Source organism: Faecalibacterium sp. AF28-13AC (genome assembly GCF_003478405.1).
GTDB classification, from domain to species: Bacteria; Bacillota; Clostridia; order Oscillospirales; family Ruminococcaceae; genus Faecalibacterium; species Faecalibacterium prausnitzii_E.
Genome location: NZ_QUFG01000005.1, coordinates 26,266 through 43,667 on the forward strand (window position 1 = coordinate 26,266; position 17,402 = coordinate 43,667).

Below are 17,402 nucleotides of genomic sequence, written 5' to 3' on the forward strand. Positions count from 1 at the left end.
AAATGTACTTCTCAGTTGTTGGTGAAAACAGCCTTGGGCTTCGGTTTCTCACGGGACAGGAAGCAGGCCATGCCTTCCTTCTGGTCGTGGGTCTCGAAGCAGTCGCCGAACAGCTTTTCCTCGACCTCGACTGCCTTCTCAATGGGAAGGCTGATGCCGTCGTTGATGGCCTTCTTGCAGTTGCGCACTGCAATGGGGGCGTTCTTTGCGATCTTGTTGGCCAGCTTCAGGACGTTCTCCATCAGCTCAGCCTGGGGATACACGGCGTTGACCAGGCCAATGCGGTAAGCCTCATCGGCCTTGATGTTCAGGGCCGAATAGACCAGCTGCTTTGCCATGCCCATGCCGACGAGACGTGCCAGACGCTGGGTGCCGCCGAAGCCCGGCGTGATGCCCAGACCGACTTCCGGCTGGCCGAAGACGGCGTTGTCCGAGCAGATGCGGATGTCGCAGCTCATGGCCAGCTCATTGCCGCCGCCCAGTGCGAAGCCGTTGACGGCTGCGATCACAGGGATGGGGAAATGCTCGATCATCAGGAAGACATCATTGCCCAGCTTGCCGAAGGCCTCGCCCTCTGCCTTGGTCATGGTGCTCATGGAACCGATGTCTGCACCGGCCACGAAGCTCTTGTCGCCTTCGCCGGTCAGAACGATGCAGCGGATGGCGTCCTGATCGACAGCCTCAAACGCTGCCTTCAGGTCTGCCAGAACTTCAGGGTTCAGTGCGTTCAGTGCCTTGGGGCGGTCGATGGTGATGATCTCGACAGCACCCTGCACTTCGGTTTTAACAAATGCCATTGTGAAGACCTCCATTCAAAGTCTTATTCTTCGTTTCAGAACAGCCCCGCGCAGGAGAAGTCCGCCTGCGCGGGCGATCCTGATATCTGGAGTGCCTCCAGCGTTTAGTCCATTTCGACGATGGTAGCGCAGCCCATGCCGCCGCCGATGCACAGGGTAGCCAGACCCTTGTGGGCACCACGGTGCTTCATTGCATACAGCAGGGTGACCAGGATACGAGCGCCGGAAGCGCCGACCGGGTGGCCCAGAGCGATTGCGCCGCCGTTGACGTTGACCTTGTTCATATCAAAGTTCAGAGCCTGGCTGACGGCCACAGACTGTGCTGCGAAGGCCTCGTTTGCCTCGATCAGGTCCATATCGGCAACGGACAGGCCGGTCTTTGCCATGACCTTCTTGGTTGCAGCGATGGGGCCCAGACCCATGACTTCGGGCTCAACACCAGCCAGAGCGCCAGCGACCCAGGTTGCCAGCGGGGTGACGCCCAGCTCCTTGGCCTTCTCCTCGCTCATCACGACCAGAGCAGCAGCGCCGTCGTTGATGGCGGAAGAGTTGCCGGCGGTCACGATGCCGTCCTTGGTGAAGGCGGGCTTCAGGGTGCCCAGCTTCTCGACCGGGGTCAGACGGGGGCCTTCATCGGTATCGAACACGGTGTCGCCCTTCTTGCCCTTGATGACAACGGGAACGATCTCGTCCTTGAAGGCACCGTCCTTGATGGCCTTGTCTGCCTTGACCTGGCTGTTGTAAGAGAACTCATCCAGCTGCTCGCGGGTGATGGGGTTGTAGCCGTACTTCTTCTGATAGGTCTCGTTGGTGCAGACGTTCTCAGCAGTCATGCCCATGTGCTTGTTGAAGCCGGTGGCATCCCACAGAGCATCGTTGACCATGGTATCGACCAGCTCGCTCTTGCCCATGGGAGCGCCCATGCGGTAGCCGTAGCGGCCCTTCATCATAGCGAAGGGAGCCATGTCCATGTTCTCCATGCCGCCTGCAACGACGATGTCGGCATCGCCAGCCTCGATCATCTGCGCAGCCATATTGACGCAGTTCAGACCGGAGCCGCAGACCACGTTGACGGTGACAGCGGGGGTCTCGATGGGCAGGCCTGCCTTCAGGGAAGCCTGACGCGCGACGTTCTGGCCCAGACCAGCCTGAATGACGCAGCCCATGTAAACATGATCGACCTGCTCCGGTGCGACGTGTGCGCGCTCCAGTGCCTCCTTGATGACGATGGAGCCCAGCTCAGCAGCGGGGACGTTGGCAAGAGTGCCGCCGAACTTGCCGATGGCGGTACGGCATGCAGATGCGATAACAACTTTCTTCATGTTAATAGCCTCCTGATTTGTGTGTATATTGGTGGGTTTTAGGAACCAATTTTATAGAAACGCCTGCGGCGTTTGCACATGAGAAACGGATTCAGGGCTGCTCCCCTTTCGCCCGGAGCGCGGCCATCTTCTGTTCGACGGCGGCTTCCACATTGGGCGTGACGAACTTGGAGATATTGCTGCCGTAGCGGGCAGCCTCTTTCACGATCGTCGAGGAAAGGTAGCTCCATTTGATGCTGGTCGCCAGGAACATCGTCTCGATGCCGGGCATCAGTGCATGGTTCGTCTGCGCCAGCTGGATCTCGTTTTCGAAATCCGTGACCGCCCGCAGACCCCGCACCATGACCGAAGCGTGGCGCTTTTTGGCGAACTCCACGGTCAGGCCGTCAAAGCTCTCCACCGTGACGTTCGGGATGCCCTTGCAGCACTCCTGCAGCAGGGCCACCCGCTCTTCTACGGTGAACAGAGGGTGCTTGGCGCTGTTGATGAGCACGGCGACGATCAGGTGATCGTTGATCTTTGCGGCACGCTTGATGATGTCCAGGTGCCCTTTGGTGACCGGATCGAACGATCCGGGATAAACTGCTGTTGCCATCGTGTCCTCCTTGGTGCGCGCTGGTATGAAAAGCGCGCTCGGTCCTGCCATGATAGCACTTTCCAGTTCGGGTTGCAAGACGTTGTTTGCGGCGCCGCGTCTCATCGCTATTTTTTTAACGATTCATGACGCACTGCTCCACACCGCCCTGCTACGCTATAAGTAAACCACATCGTCAAAATTTTATCAAGTCCTTTTTCGAAAAATTTTGTTTTTATCAGACCAAAGAATTCGGTTGAATCGCTAAGAATTTTAGTCACATTGCCATCCAGCCACTTTTTTGCCCCGATTTGCTCCGAAAGTATTGATTCCTTCCTTTGTTAATGTTATAACTAAGTTATCGGGTTGTAAGAATTTACAATTCCTTTATGTTATTATAGGAGAGGATGGTTTATAATGGATTATACGGAACTGTATGCGCAGAAAAAGATGACTTCCGATCAGGCCGCTGCTTTGGTCAAGAGCGGCGATTGGGTGGACTACGGCTGGGCTGTGAACACCCCGGTGGCAGTCGATGCTGCCATCGCAAAGCGTCTGCCGGAGCTGGAGAACGTCAATTTCCGCGGCGGCATCCTGATGTGGGTGCCGGAGATCTTCCAGATCGACGACCCGGCTGCCCACATGACCTGGAACAGCTGGCACATGGGCGGCATTGAGCGCAAGGCCATTGCGCAGGGCTTCTCCTTCTACTCCCCCATCCGCTATTCGGAGCTGCCCCGTTACTACCGCGACAGCAAGGACCCCGTGGATGTGGCAGTGTTCCAGGTCACGCCCATGGACGAGCATGGCTACTTCAACTTCGGCCCCTGTGCTTCTCATCTGGGCGCCGTCTGCGAAAAGGCCAAAAAGATCATCGTCGAGGTCAACACCAACATGCCCCGCTGCCTGGGCGGCACCGAGAACTGGGTGCACATCTCTCAGGTGGCCGGTGTCGTGGAGGGCACCAACCCGCCGATGGGTCAGATGGCTGCACCCGGTGCGGCCACTGAGGTGGACCTCGCCGTGGCGAACCTCATCGTCCCGCAGATCCCGAACGGTGCCTGCCTGCAGCTGGGCATCGGCGGAATGCCCAACGCCATCGGCAACCTAATCGCGCAGAGCGACCTGAAGGATCTGGGCGTCCATACTGAAATGTACGTCGATGCCTTTGTGGACATCGCCAAAGCCGGCAAGATCACCGGCCGCCACAAGAATCTGGACAAGGGCCGTCAGGTCTACGCCTTCGGTGCCGGCACCCAGAAGATGTACGATTACCTCGACAACAACCCGGAGTGCATGGCAGCCCCCGTGGAGTACACCAACGACATCCGCAGCATCTCGGCCATCGACAACTTCATCTCTATCAACAATGCTGTCGATATCGACCTGTTCGGTCAGGTCAACGCCGAGAGTGCCGGTATCAAGCACATCTCCGGTGCAGGCGGTCAGCTGGACTTCGTTCTGGGCGCATACCTTTCCAACGGCGGCAAGAGCTTCATCTGCCTGTCCTCTACCTTTATGAATAAGAAGACCGGCAAGGTCGAGAGCCGCATCCGCCCCACGCTGGAGACCGGCAGCATCATCACCGATACCCGTGCCAATATCCACTATCTGTGCACCGAGTACGGCTGTGTGAACCTGAAGGGCCTGACCAGCTGGGAAAAGGCTGAAGCATTGATCAGCGTTGCACACCCCGATTTCCGGGATGAACTGATCGCCGAAGCTGAAAAACTGCACATCTGGCGCAGGAGCAACAAGCGCTAAACAATGCTGCGGGCGTTCCTGCTGCCCGCGGCAGGAATGGAGTCTACGGAAACATGATGGACAAAAAGCCACACATCAAACCCTACCTGTATGGGATGCTCGCGGGATTCGGTGCCATATCACTGAGCATCCTCTTCTTCTTCCTGATCTACCGCTTTCAGGGCTTCGGGGATGCGATCTCGAAGCTGACGGGCATCCTGATGCCGTTCATCTACGGCGCGGTCATCGCCTATCTGCTCAAGCCGGTGTGCAACTGCGTGGAGAATTTTCTCCGCCGCCTTCTGCCCGAAAAGATGGGAACTGCGGCCAACATGCTGGCGGTCACCATTTCGCTGCTGTTCGGCATCCTGGTGGTGTATGCGCTGATCATGATGATCGTGCCGCAGCTCATCACCAGCGTGACGACGCTGTACTACACGGCGCGGAACAACCTGAACGACTTCGTGGACTGGGCTTCCCATCAGGAGATCATCGCCAGCAACCAGAAGCTGCTGGATTTCATCGAGACATCCTATGACAACCTGCAGGACACGCTGGACAACATCGTCCGGACGAAGCTGGTCCCCTCCATGCAGAGCCTCCTGAGCGGTGCAGCGCTGGGCGTGATGAGCTTCGTGACCTTCCTGAAGAACATCATCATCGGCCTCATCGTTTCGGTGTATCTGCTGGCCAGCCGGAAGAAATTCGGGCAGCAGGGCAAGCTCATCCTTTATAGTCTGGTCAAGCCCCGTTGGGCCAACCTCATCATGGAGGAGATCCGTTACGCTGACCGGATGTTCGGCGGCTTCATCAACGGCAAGATCCTGGATTCCGCCATCATCGGTGTGCTGTGCTACATCGCCTGCCTCATCTTCAAGTTCCCCAGTGCGCTGCTGGTCTCGGTCATCATCGGTGTGACCAACGTTATCCCCTTCTTCGGGCCTTTCATCGGTGCCATCCCGGCCACCTTGCTCATCCTCATCCAGAACCCCATCAAGGCGCTCTGGTTCGTCCTGTTCGTTCTGGTCCTGCAGCAGGTGGACGGCAACATCATCGGGCCGAAGATCCTGGGCAACACCACCGGCCTTTCCAGCTTCTGGGTGCTGTTCGCCATCCTGCTGTTCGGCGGCCTGTGGGGTTTTGTTGGCATGATCATCGGTGTGCCGCTCTTCGCAGTCATCTACGATGTGCTCAAGAAGTTCGTCTTCCACGGCCTGCGCCGCAACGAGGAGATGGAACTGGTCACGACCTACCACGACAACTTCGGCGATCCCGACGACGAATAAGTTCCGTCCTCTATATCGAATGTCCCGGCCCTGTCTCCTGCGGGAGATGGGGCCATTTTATCGCGCAAAAAACCTCCCGCTTCCCGGCGCTGTCGCAGCGCTCCGGAAAGCGGGAGGTTTTGGTTCAGGACGGCTGCACCCGATGCAGACCCAGCGCTTCTGTGTGCTTACTGCTGGCCGGGCTTCCAGTCCTTATAATTCTCGTAGCGGCTCTCGCGGATCTTGGTGTGGGACCAGATCTCGTCGGCCATAGGCTGCCAGTTGTCAGCGTAGGCCTTGCACTTGTCGCACAGGTGATCCACCGTCTCCGGGCTCTGGAGGTCGGTGCTGTGGGCGCCGGTCTCGTGGACCATCTTCCGCAGCAGTTCGGGGTTCTCCAGCATGGGGCAGGGACGCAGGTGGTTCTTGTTGAAGGGCTGGCCGTTGTGGTATGCCATGAACAGCGGGCTCTGAAGAATCTCCAGAATGCTGCTGTCGTGGATGTTGGCATTGGAATAGTGGATGAAGACGCAGGGTTCCGCATCACCGGCCGAGTTGATGTGGAAGTAGTTGCGGCCGCCTGCAATGCAGCCGCCGACGAACTCGCCGTCGTTCTGGAAGTCCATCGGGTAGAACGGGATGTCACACGCCTCGCTGCGCAGATAGCGGATGCGGTCGATCATGTACTTGCGCTGCTCCGGGGTGGGCATCAGTTCGGGGGCTGCCTCGTTGCCGACGGGCATGTAGTGGAAATAGAAGCCGAAGTGCGCACCCTTGTCGCACAGGAAGCGCATGAAGTCATCGCTGGTGACGGCCTCGATGTTGGCGCTGGTGTAGCAGATGGAGGTACCGAACAGGATGCCGTACTGCTTGAGCAGGTCCATGGCGTGCATGACGGCGGCGTAATGGCCGCTGCCGCGGCGGGCATCGTTGGTCTCCGGGGTGCCCTCGATGGACAGCATGAAGGCGATGTTGCCCAGACGGACGACCTCCTTGCAGAAGGCGTCGTCGATCAAGGTGGAGTTGGTGTAGATGGCGAACTGCACATCGTTGTGCTTTTCGGCCAGCTTCAGGATGTCGGCCTTGCGGACCAGCGGCTCGCCGCCGGTGAGCATGTAGAGGTACACGCCCAGCTCCTTGCCCTGAGAGACGATCTTGTCCATATCATCAATGCTCAGGTTGTTCTTGTGGCCGTACTCGCCGGCCCAGCAGCCCACGCAGTGCATGTTGCAGGCGGAGGTGGGGTCGAACAGGATCAGCCAGGGGATGTTGCACTGGTACTTGACGCGGTTCTCGCGGATGGTCTTGGTGCCGCGGAAGAAGGCCTCGTAACCCAGGTTCAGGGCCGTGGTGCGGGCCACATTGGGGTCCAGCTGGTCCAGCATACAGTTGATGAGCCTGGACCACTTGCTGTCCGGGTTCGAGAGAGTCTGGCGGGCATGATGATACGTTTCCTCGCTGAAGGAATCGCCATAGAAGGTCTTGGCGACATCCACCAGCTGGGTCATGGCCTTTTCGCGGTCCTTGTTGACGTGGGACAGCACGATATCCGCCGTCTTGCCCAGTGCGGCGCGCTGCATCTTATGAGTCAGAGAATCAAATGTGGTATTCATTCCAATTTCCTCCCATGCGTTGTCTGATGTGGGGAGCCTCCTCCCCCGCCGGGATCAGGACCCGGCGTTCAGATGATCTTATATTCTTGCAGCAGGCGGCCGAGGTCGGTCTCCTGCACCCTGTCGATGACTTTGCCGAGCGCGAACCGCTCGATCCATCGCATCTTGAGGTCGCTCAGCGGGCGTCCATCCCGCAGCTGCACGGCTGCGTTCAGCAGATCGCGGACGTCGTAGGTGCTGCCCCAGACCTCCGGTACGCCCCGGTCGATGTCCAGCAGGGTATACACCGCCTCCATGCCGGTGCGCATGGAGTATTCGGTGGTGAAGATGGTGTCACGCGGGGTCTCTGCGAACTGCCCCAGAAACGCGAAGTTCACCGCGCCCTCCGGCACCACAGCGGGCCGGTCGCCTGCTGCGCGGGGCATGAAGAAGGCCGTGATGTACGGCATCATGACGGGCACCGTGTTGGCGCTGTGCTCGGCCAGATCTTCGATCTCCGGTTCCGGCACACCGAGGTGATACAGCCACTCCATGCAGATCTCCTTGCCGGTGCAGTCCCGCATGGGCTTCTTCACGTAGTTGCCGGGCGTGTCGCTGAACAGGCCGTAGAGCCAGCCCACGAGCTGGCCTTTGGGCTGATTCCGGAACTGCGGCTGGCGGTTGAAGGTCCAGCTCAGCAGCCAGTTGGAGTCCCGGACGGTCACGATGCCGCCGGTGACGACCCCGCCGCTGAAGGGGTCCCGCTTGCAGATGTTCTGGATGTAGGGCACGATCCGCTCGTCCAGCGTGGTCACGGTGGCGCTCATCCAGTTGGTCTGCTCCGGGTCGGAGCAGAATTTCTCCGGGTGGCCGAAGGCGGGGTCCTGCGCGGCGATCTTCTTCCACAGATCCCAGCCATTGCCGGGGTGGAGCACCGTGTCCAGCGCAGCGGGCTGGTCCTGCGCACCGATGGAGCTGTTCTCGACACAGCCGCCGTTGGTGATGAAGACCAGATCGTTTTCGGTCAGGTCCACCCGCTCCTCGTGGTCGTCCACCAGAAGGCAGATGGTGCGGGCCTGCTTTTTGCCGTCCGCACAGTCGAACTCGATGTTCGTCACCTTCGTGTTGTAGTGGAACCGGACCCCGTAGCCCTCCAGATAGCGGATCATGGGCAGGATCATCGACTCATACTGATTGTACTTCGTGAACCGGAGCGCCCGGAGATCCGGCAGTCCGCCCACATGGTGGACGTAGCGCTTGAGGTAGAGCTTCATCTCCAATGCGCTGTGCCAGTTCTCAAAGGCGAACATTGTCCGCCAATAGAGCCAGAAATTCGAGCCGAGGACTTCTGCGTCGAACACGTCGGTGATCCGCTTGTCGTACAGCTGCTCGTCCGGGGTGAAGAAGAGCTTCAGGATCTCCATGCAGCCCCTGTCCGACAGGCCGAACCGGCCGTCGGTGTGGGCATCCCGGCCCTGTTGTTCGGTCGCACGGCAGAGTGAGACGTTCGGGTCTTTTTTGTTCAGCCAGTAGTACTCATCCAGCACACTGACGCCCTCGGTCTCGATCGACGGAATGGAGCGGAACAGGTCCCACATGACCTCGAAATGATCGTCCATCTCGCGCCCGCCCCGCATCACGTAGCCGATGCCGGGGTATTGATAACCATCGCATGCGCCGCCGGGGATGGCCCCTTTTTCAAAGAGGTGGACATGTTCGCCCTTCATCTGACCATCCCGCACCAGATAGCAGGCCGCTGTGAGGGCAGCCAGCCCGGTGCCGACGAGGTAGGCCGACTTGCGGTCTACGTCCTTTGGTTTCCGCGGCCGCGCAAATGCTTCATAGTTACCACTGGAATAATACATGTTATTCCCTCCGTTTGTTGTGGTTTCTTTCGTCTTATAGTTTGCGCTGATGGTACTGTACCATGTTGTCAAAAAAGGTTCCATAAACAGAAAAAGCACCGTGATGGAAAACCCATCACAATGCTTCTTCTGTCTAAATTTTCATCAATCATCCAGTTCCGAGAGGCTGCGGTCGGTGCGGAACCGGTTCAGCGCACGCTGGAAATCGCCACGGATCAGGATATTCAGCCGTTCCGTCATCCGGACGGGGTCCTCCTTCATATCCTTGCGGATCCATTCCAGCGCCATGCCCACCAGCGCATACTTGTAGAAATCCACGATGAACTGTACATCGTCATCCTGCACGGTGATCCCCTGCATCCCGCGTTCCATGAACTCCCGCAGCATGGGGTCCAGCAGCTTATATAAGTACTGTTCCACCTGCTCCCGGCTGATCGAGCGGTAGACGTTCATCACCAGCACCTTGTTCTCCTGCACCTGGTGCAGGAGGTCCAGAAACGCCTCCGTCCAGGTATCGAACGTGGGCTTGTTTTCCAGCGCCTTTGCGGCGTCTTCGACCATGATCCAGTCCACCAGGTCGTAGATATCCTTGAAGTGGTAGTAGAACGTCATGCGGTTGACCCCGCAATCCTCCGTGATATCGTTGATCGTGATCTTGTTCAGGGGTTTCTGGAGCAGCAGCTTTTTCAGCGATGCTTCCAGAGCCCTCTTTGTCGTCTGTGACACAAGCTCCATCCTTTCCCAGCAACGCCGCGCGCACTGCTGTTTGTGGTGGCCGGCCTCCCAGCCGGAGAAGTAAGAACACTTCCTTTTATAATATACCTCTTTCCGAGGACGATTTGCAAGCAAAAATTCCAAATTCAGGTTAAACTTTCTGTTGCTGCGGCTCCGTATTGCGAAATTCTGCACCGTTTGTGCGTCCCTTACGCCCCATTTTCTGAAACATTCTTTTTTCAGCAGGCCCTTCCCCTCTTGATTTTCAGCCCCCGTCTGCTTACAATGGAGGCGGAGATGAAACAGCATCTCCCCTGCCCCAATGCGGGGGGCAGGCCGGGTGGAATTTAAGAAAGAAGGTTTTTGTTATGCTCAAGACCATTGGATTTTTAGGCTGCGGCAACATGGGCGGGGCCATTGCCCGCGCGGTGTGCAAGGCAGCAGACCCGCAGAACGTGTATCTGGCCAACCGCACCGCTGCCAAGGCGGAGAAACTGGCCGCCGAACTGGGCTGCAATACCACGATCAACGACGAGGTGGCAGGCCGGTGCGACCTCATCTTCCTCGCTGTCAAGCCGCAGATGATGGAGGCTCTGCTGACCCCGCTGAAGTTCACGCTGGCCGAGCGGCCGGGCCGGTTCGTCCTGTGCAGCATGGCGGCGGGTCTGCCCATTTCCCGCATTCAGGAGCTGGCCGGTGAGGACTACCCCGTCATCCGCATCATGCCCAACACCCCGGCTTCCGTGGGCGAAGGGATGATCCAGTATTGTTCCAGCCACGTCACCGCCGAAGAAGAGGCTGAATTCTGCAAGCTGATGGCCCCCGCCGGGCGACTTGACCCGGTGCCGGAACCCCTGATCGACGCGGCCAGCTGCGTTTCCGGCTGCGGCCCGGCCTGGGTGTACCAGTTCATTGAGGCGCTGGCCGACGGCGGCGTGGCCTGCGGCCTGCCCCGCGCCAAGGCGCAGGAATATGCCGCCCAGATGGTGCTGGGCAGCGCCAAGCTCGTTCTGGAGAGCGGCAAACATCCCGGCGAACTGAAGGATGCCGTGTGCAGCCCCGGCGGCAGCACCATTCAGGGCGTCCGTGTGCTGGAAGAGCAGGGGTTCCGCGGTGCCGTGATGGACGCCGTCCTTGCCGCTTACGATCGGACAAAAGAGATGGGAAAGGGTTAAGGATATGCGAATCGTCGTCAAAGTCGGCACTTCCACGCTGGCGCACTCCACCGGGCGGCTGAACATCCGCCACACCGAAGATCTGGTCAAGGTACTCAGCGACCTGAAGAATGCCGGGCACGAGGTCATCCTCGTCTCCTCTGGTGCCATCGGTATGGGCGTGGGCAAGCTCTCGCTCCCCCAGCGCCCCAAAGATATGGCCACCAAGCAGGCCTGCGCTTCCGTGGGCCAGTGTGAGCTGATGTACACCTACGACCGGCTGTTCACGGCTTACAACCACAACGTGGCCCAGGTGCTGCTGACCGGTGTGGACGTTGAGGATGCCGGCCGGCGGCAGAACGTGGAAAACACCCTGAACCGCCTGCTGGAGCTGGGTGCCCTGCCCATCATCAACGAAAACGACACCGTGGCCACCGATGAGATCACCTCCATCGGCGACAACGACACTCTGGCCGCCATCGTCTGCCGCTGCATCCACGCCGACCTGCTGGTGCTGCTGAGCGACATCGACGGCCTGTACACCGCCAACCCCCACACCCACCCGGAGGCAAGGCTGCTCCCGCTGGTGGAGCGCATCACGCCGGAGATCCTGGCGCTGGCCGACGGGGTCGGTTCATCGCTGGGGACCGGCGGCATGTCCACCAAGCTCCGCGCCGCCCAGCTGGTGACGGAACTTGGCGCAGACATGGTCATCGCCAACGGCTCCCACCCGGAGCTGTTGTACGACATTGCCGAGGGCAGACCGGTTGGCACCCGCTTTGCAGGCCGGAAGGAGGGCTGAACCATGACGACACAGGAAATTCTGGAAGCTGCACGCGCCGCGAAGTCTGCACTGGCACTGGCGGATGAACAGACCCGCAAACAGGCGCTCTGGGCCATGGCAGACTGGCTGTGCCACCCCGACCAGATGCAGGCCATTCTGGCCGCCAACGCCGAGGACATGGCCGCCGCCAGAGGGCACATCTCCGACGTGATGCTCGACCGTCTGGCCCTGACGCCGGAGCGCATCGGTGCCATGGCGCGGGGCATTCTGGAAGTGGCCAGCCTGCCCGACCCGGTGGGTGCTGTGCTCAAGCGCATTGAGCGGCCCAACGGTCTGGTCATCGAAAAGACCGCCGTGCCCATGGGCGTCATCGCCATCATCTACGAGAGCCGCCCCAATGTGACCAGCGACGCCGCCGCCCTCGCCATCAAGAGCGGCAACGTCTGCGTCCTGCGCTGCGGCCGGGAGGCCTGGCGTTCGGCCCACGCCATCGTGGAGGCCCTGCGCCGCGGCCTGAAGGAAAACGGTCTGCCGGAAGCCGCCGTCTCCCTCATCGAGGACACCACCCACGCCTCCGCCAACGCACTGATGACGGCCGTTGGTTTTGTGGACCTGCTCATTCCGCGCGGCGGGGCCGGGCTCATTCGGGCCTGTGTGGAGAATGCCAAAGTTCCCTGCATCCAGACCGGCACCGGCATCTGCCACGTCTTCGTCGATGACTCCGCCGACCAGGCTCAGGCGCTGAACATCATCGAAAACGCCAAGGCCAGCCGCCCCAGCGTCTGCAACGCCGAGGAAGTCTGCCTTGTGCATTCCGCCATTGCGGCGGAGTTTCTGCCCAAGCTGGCCCGGCGTCTTGGCCCGGCCCGCGTGGCGCGGGGCCTGCACCCGGTCGAACTGCGGCTGGACGAGCGGGCGGCAGCTGTCATTGACGGCACCCCCGCCGGGCCGAAGGATTTCGATACCGAATTTCTCGACTACATTCTGGCCGTCAAGGTCGTGGACAGCGTGGAAGAAGCCATCGGTCACATTGCCGAGCACTCCACCGGCCACAGCGAGGCCATCCTGACCCGGAACGAGGCCCATGCCGCCCTCTTCACAGCAGCCGTGGACAGTGCAGCGGTCTATGTCAACTGCTCCACCCGCTTCACCGACGGCGGCGAGTTCGGCCTGGGCTGTGAAATGGGCATCTCCACCCAGAAGCTCCACGCCCGCGGCCCGATGGGGCTGCAGGAGCTGTGCAGCTATAAGTACATCATCCATGGAGATGGGCAGGTGCGGTGAGAACCTCTCAGTCATTGCTTCGCAATGCCAGCTCCCCTGATAGGGGAGCCCTTGGCAGGCCGGGTCAGCCCTGCTGTTCGCTTGGGCCCAATGGGGCGCAAGGCGGCGGGCCCTGTCCTCATTGATAGCAGCTGCGAAACTGCGCCCTGACAAAGGGCGCTGGGCAAGCAGTCGTGAATCGAAACAGCGGAGCCCGGTCGTTTACGAATGCGAAAAACTTCGCTCGTCCAGTACGACCATCACCGACTCGCCAGGGGCTCCCCTACCAGGGGAGCTGGCGCGAAGCGCCTGAGAGGTTGTACAAAAGAACGCTCTCCCGGCCGCTTTGAACTCCCATTTATACATTTGTTTTCTTCTATGGACTGTTTTTTTATCAAAAACAGTTTCGTTCGATGGTCCGAATGTGTCTTTCGTCTTTGTCGATGGTTGCATCCAAGTTTTCGCCGTTCTCCACAAAATAAAAGTCGTACTTCCGGGTAGAAAATCGTAGAAAAAGACGATTTTTCTCTTGACAAGGCCCATTTTGGCGCGGTACAATTATAGTGGAAAGTTTAGAACAAATGTTGTGGGTTGAATGTTTCAAATTTGAAATTGTACGCTCAGTGAATCCAATCCAAAAAAGTGTTCGTCCGCAACCAGACATTGAGACAAAGGAGAGTGTGAATTATGACCATCGCAATCCTTGCACATGATTCCCGCAAAGAACTCGCGCTTCAGTTCTGCACCGCGTACAGCGGCATTCTTTCCCGCAACACGGTCATCGCCACCGGCACCACCGGTCGTATGCTGAACCAGGCCACTGGCCTGCCAGTCCATTGCTACCTCTCCGGGCGGCTGGGCGGCATCCAGCAGATCACGGCGCGCGTCGCCTGCGACGAAGTCGATCTGGTGCTGTTCTTCCGCGACCCGCTCAAGACGGACAGCGGTAACTTCATCGAGCAGAACCTGCTCCGCCTGTGTGACATGCACAGTGTACCCATCGCCACCAACATTGCAACCGCCGAAGTATTGCTGCGCGGTCTGGATCAGGGCGACCTGGACTACCGCGAGGGGATGCACCCCGCTCTTGTGGAGCCGGTCGTCCCGGTTTCCCGCGCCGTGTGCTGAGGCAGACCGGCTTTTTGATTTGTGTATAGAGGGAAAAAACAGCGCCGCAGAGGGATTCGAACCTTCTGCGGCGCTGCTTTTTTGAATTTGATTTCCGGGGAAATCCGCCTTACTCCAGACCAGCCATCTGCTTGACGGCCTTCATGGCGAAGGTCAGGGTGCGGCCCATGGCCACGCCTGCCATCAGGCAGGGGTAGTTGTTGGCAAAGAAGCTGCCGGACATATCGCCGGTGATGTACAGGCTGGGCATCGGCTGGTTGTCGTTGTCCAGAGCCTGACCCTTCTCGTTGATGGCAATGCCCTGCTCGGTGGTCAGCAGAGAGGCACCCAGCCAGCAACCATAGAACGGAGCCTTGCGGATCGCGCTCAGGCGGTATGCAGGCTTGCCGAAATCAGTATCCTCCTGGGCATCGTACAGCGCATTGTAGCGCTCGACGGTGGCGAGGAAGGTCTCCTTGGCGTCGCCGGTGAAGCCCAGCTTGTCGGCCAGCTCCTCGATGGTGTCGGCCTTGAAGAAGCAGCCTTCCGTTTCTGCATTCTCCATCTGCTTCTTGATATAGTCCTCGCCTGCGTTGCGGGTCTGTGCGGAGCAGCCGATGGTGTGGAAGCGCTTGACGTCTTCCAGAATGTTGGCGTCGCAGATCTGGGCATACACACGGCCCGGCTGGTGGGCAGCGGCATAGACGATGTCGTTGTAGGGGCAGCTTTCGTTGGCGAAGCGCTCACCGTTGCGGTTGACCTTCAGGAACGGCTGTGTGCCGGGGTTGTACTGCTTGATCTTGCCGGGGAACGCCTTGCCGCCAAACGCATTCTCACTGTCAACATAGCCTCCATCCACGCCGGGAGCCACGATGCCGCGGTCGAACAGCATGGGGGCAGCTTCCTTGTCCAGATTTGCACCGGCCCAGACGGCGGCACGGATGCCGTAGCCCTTATCGGACGGAGAGTAGGAGCAGGCGGTGGTGACGGAGGTGCCCAGCGGGTCGAGCTGCTCCATCATGTAGGGGTTGCCGGGGAAGCCGCCGCAGGCCAGCAGAACGCCCTGATTGGCGTTGTAGCGGATGAAATGGTCGTCCTCGGTGCTCTGGGCGATGATGCCGGTGATGCGGCCAGAGGAATCCTTTTCAATTTTGGCGAGGCTGGTCTTGAAGTCGATGCCGTAGCCCAGCTCCTCGATGTACTGCTGCAGGGCCTCGTTGCGCTGCAGGCCGGAAGCGGACTCGCTGGCACGGTAGTTGTGCTCCTGCACCGGGTAGAGGTAATCGGTGTTGTGCTCGGCGTTCTCGGCAGGCCATTCCGCCTCATCGCCGGAGGTGAACTCGCATTCCCAGCCGAACTTGTCTTCCAGAATGCTGCGCATAAAATCGTGCATCGCAGCAGACTCATTGATCCAGGTCCTGACGACCCGCTGGTCGCACTTGCCGGAAGCATAGCGGGAGATCTCGCTCAGCAGCTTGGCCTTGTCGGTCGCAGGGGCACCGGCAGCCTTGGCGGCAGCGGAATCAATGGCACCGTACCAGTGGCGGGTATCCTGCACGGCCGCATTCTGCTCGATGATGCGGAAGTTCAGGCCGTTTGCGGCTGCATAAGCAGCAGCAAACATGCCGCCGTTGCCGGCACCGACGATGAGGATGTCGGTGTCCACGGTCTCGGTGATGGCAGCCTCGTCAATGTCCGGCTCCTTGCCCAGCCAGTCGGTCTCGTCGCCGGTAGGCAGCTGAACGCTGGACACGGTGGCTTCGCCCTTGGCCTGTGCAAAGCAGCTCTTGGCTGCCTTCATGACGGCATCGGAGGTCACGGTAGAACCGGACACACCGTCGATCTCGGCAGAACCGGCAGCAAGCAGCTGCTCCTTGAGCTGGTCGGCTGCGGCGGCACCATAGGAAGCGGTCTCGCCGGAGGTATCGACGACCACGTTGGTGACAGCGCTGTCGGAGAAGGTCATAGTGACCTTGACGGTCGAGGAGATGCCCTCTGCCGTACCCTCATAGGTGCCGGGGATGTAGGTGCCGGATGCGGCAGAAGCGGCGGTGGAGGAGGAGCTTGCAGAGTTGCAGGCAGCCAGAGCACCGGCCGTGACGCCGGACATGGCAGCAGCGGCAGCGATCTTCAAAAAGCCTTTGCGCGAGATCTTGTTCATTGCGGGGTTCCTTTCTTCTTTTCTTCGTGTGTTCTTCATTTGCCTTCCAATGCTTCTTCGGTCTGTGCAGTGTGTGCCTGCGCAGACTTCGTTCGATAATAATTTAACACAAAGTTTCGCCCCTGTCTTTTAAGATTTGTTAAGCATCTCCGCCGTTTCTCTGCTTTGGAACGTCGATTTTGCACTTCGTTTGTCAAATAACGGTCAAATTCAGGCAAAAAAATGCGCCCACCGCTTAAGTTTCCTTAAACAATGGGCGCATTCCGCTTAACGATCCTTCAGGTTTGGGCGCGAGTCAAAGCTCCGGCTGGCCATCCGGCCGGAACACATACCCCTTCCCCCAGACATTTTTCAGGTAGATGGGCTTTGCCGGGTCCGGCTCGATCTTGCTGCGCAGATTGTGGATGTGCACCTGCACCGTGCGCACGTCGCCGAGGCTTTCCTTGCCCCAGATCTTCTGATACAGCTCGTTGGCCGTGAAGAACGTGTTAGGGTAGCGGACGAAAAGGGAGAGGATGCGGAACTCCATGTCGGCCAGATGGATGCTCCGGCCGTCCTTCTCGACGCAGTGGCTGTTGGAGTCCAGCGTAAAGGCCGCGCAGTGGTAGCCGTTGACGCTGGGCTCGGCGGCGTCCATCTGCACCCGGCGGATGTTCGCCATGATGCGGGCCAACAGCACCTTGTGGTTGTAAGGCTTGGCCAGAAAGTCGTCGCCGCCCAGTTCCAGCGCCCGGACCACCGTGTCCGTATCGTCCAGACAGGACGTAAAGATGATGGGGCAGTGATGCCAGCTCCGCAGCCGCTGGCACAGGTCCATGCCGTTGGTGTCCGGCAGAAGGATGTCCATCAGGATGACATCGAAGTTCTCGCGGGCATGGCTCAGCGCCTCGCCGCCGGTCTCCGCACAGACCACTTCATAATTCTGCTGGCTGTTCAAAAAGTAACGGGTCGTGTCCCGGATCACGGGATCGTCCTCCACCAGAAGCACACGGATCATTCCTGTTTGCTCTCCCCTTTTTCGAAAAACTTTGCTATACTAGGGCTAGTATACCTTATTTTAC

14 protein-coding genes are annotated in these 17,402 nt (G+C 59.4%); 6 read left to right on the forward strand and 8 right to left on the reverse strand.

All coding sequences use genetic code 11. From position 1 onward, the window contains the following. Window positions 1-11: 11 nt before the first annotated feature. The 3 genes from DWY95_RS07990 to coaD all read right to left on the reverse strand — a co-directional run bounded on the left by DWY95_RS07990 (window position 12) and on the right by coaD (window position 2,714). Entirely contained in the window at window positions 12-797 is a 786-nt protein-coding gene (locus DWY95_RS07990) for an enoyl-CoA hydratase-related protein (protein ID WP_118553083.1), read from the reverse strand. 104 nt (window positions 798-901) lie between these two features. Next, window positions 902-2,119, reverse strand: a complete 1,218-nt coding sequence (locus DWY95_RS07995) for an acetyl-CoA C-acetyltransferase (protein ID WP_097792129.1) — start codon at window positions 2,117-2,119, stop codon at window positions 902-904. Between the two features lie 91 nt (window positions 2,120-2,210). Continuing rightward, the gene (coaD, locus tag DWY95_RS08000; protein ID WP_097792128.1) at window positions 2,211-2,714 is read right to left on the reverse strand and encodes a pantetheine-phosphate adenylyltransferase; all 504 of its coding nucleotides are present in this window, start codon (window positions 2,712-2,714) and stop codon (window positions 2,211-2,213) included. Between the two features lie 396 nt (window positions 2,715-3,110). On the opposite strand from coaD, the gene DWY95_RS08005 reads away from it, so the two are divergent. Together DWY95_RS08005 and DWY95_RS08010 are read left to right on the forward strand one after the other, a co-directional pair. Then, window positions 3,111-4,457, forward strand: a complete 1,347-nt coding sequence (locus tag DWY95_RS08005; protein WP_118553084.1) for a butyryl-CoA:acetate CoA-transferase — start codon at window positions 3,111-3,113, stop codon at window positions 4,455-4,457. A gap of 53 nt (window positions 4,458-4,510) precedes the next feature. After that, complete coding sequence (locus DWY95_RS08010) at window positions 4,511-5,722, forward strand: AI-2E family transporter (RefSeq protein ID WP_118553085.1); 1,212 nt, start codon at window positions 4,511-4,513, stop codon at window positions 5,720-5,722. 167 nt (window positions 5,723-5,889) lie between these two features. Here DWY95_RS08010 and DWY95_RS08015 read toward each other — a convergent pair whose 3' ends face one another. From DWY95_RS08015 to DWY95_RS08025, 3 genes are all read right to left on the reverse strand, one after another. Then, the gene (locus DWY95_RS08015; RefSeq protein ID WP_118553086.1) at window positions 5,890-7,314 is read right to left on the reverse strand and encodes a radical SAM protein; all 1,425 of its coding nucleotides are present in this window, start codon (window positions 7,312-7,314) and stop codon (window positions 5,890-5,892) included. Between the two features lie 68 nt (window positions 7,315-7,382). Next, window positions 7,383-9,158 carry an oleate hydratase gene (locus DWY95_RS08020; RefSeq protein WP_118553087.1) on the reverse strand — a complete coding sequence of 592 codons (1,776 nt, stop codon included), beginning with the start codon at window positions 9,156-9,158 and terminating at the stop codon, window positions 7,383-7,385. Window positions 9,159-9,302: 144 nt separating this feature from the next. Continuing rightward, a complete protein-coding gene (locus DWY95_RS08025; RefSeq protein ID WP_118553344.1) occupies window positions 9,303-9,884 on the reverse strand; it encodes a TetR-like C-terminal domain-containing protein in 582 nt (193 codons plus the stop codon). Window positions 9,885-10,240: 356 nt separating this feature from the next. On the opposite strand from DWY95_RS08025, the gene proC reads away from it, so the two are divergent. The 4 genes from proC to DWY95_RS08045 all read left to right on the forward strand — a co-directional run bounded on the left by proC (window position 10,241) and on the right by DWY95_RS08045 (window position 14,201). Further along, a complete protein-coding gene (gene proC, locus DWY95_RS08030; RefSeq protein WP_118553088.1) occupies window positions 10,241-11,047 on the forward strand; it encodes a pyrroline-5-carboxylate reductase in 807 nt (268 codons plus the stop codon). Between the two features lie 4 nt (window positions 11,048-11,051). Beyond that, window positions 11,052-11,828 carry a glutamate 5-kinase gene (gene proB / locus DWY95_RS08035; RefSeq protein ID WP_118553089.1) on the forward strand — a complete coding sequence of 259 codons (777 nt, stop codon included), beginning with the start codon at window positions 11,052-11,054 and terminating at the stop codon, window positions 11,826-11,828. 3 nt (window positions 11,829-11,831) lie between these two features. After that, window positions 11,832-13,094 carry a glutamate-5-semialdehyde dehydrogenase gene (locus DWY95_RS08040; RefSeq protein WP_118553090.1) on the forward strand — a complete coding sequence of 421 codons (1,263 nt, stop codon included), beginning with the start codon at window positions 11,832-11,834 and terminating at the stop codon, window positions 13,092-13,094. A 666-nt stretch (window positions 13,095-13,760) separates the two neighbouring features. Next, window positions 13,761-14,201, forward strand: a complete 441-nt coding sequence (locus tag DWY95_RS08045) for a methylglyoxal synthase (protein WP_097792120.1) — start codon at window positions 13,761-13,763, stop codon at window positions 14,199-14,201. Between the two features lie 109 nt (window positions 14,202-14,310). Here DWY95_RS08045 and DWY95_RS08050 read toward each other — a convergent pair whose 3' ends face one another. Together DWY95_RS08050 and DWY95_RS08055 are read right to left on the reverse strand one after the other, a co-directional pair. Next, the gene (locus tag DWY95_RS08050; protein ID WP_118553091.1) at window positions 14,311-16,341 is read right to left on the reverse strand and encodes an FAD-binding protein; all 2,031 of its coding nucleotides are present in this window, start codon (window positions 16,339-16,341) and stop codon (window positions 14,311-14,313) included. Window positions 16,342-16,636: 295 nt separating this feature from the next. Then, on the reverse strand, window positions 16,637-17,338 hold the full coding sequence (locus DWY95_RS08055) for a response regulator transcription factor (protein WP_097792118.1): 702 nt from the start codon (window positions 17,336-17,338) through the stop codon (window positions 16,637-16,639). Window positions 17,339-17,402: the final 64 nt, after the last annotated feature.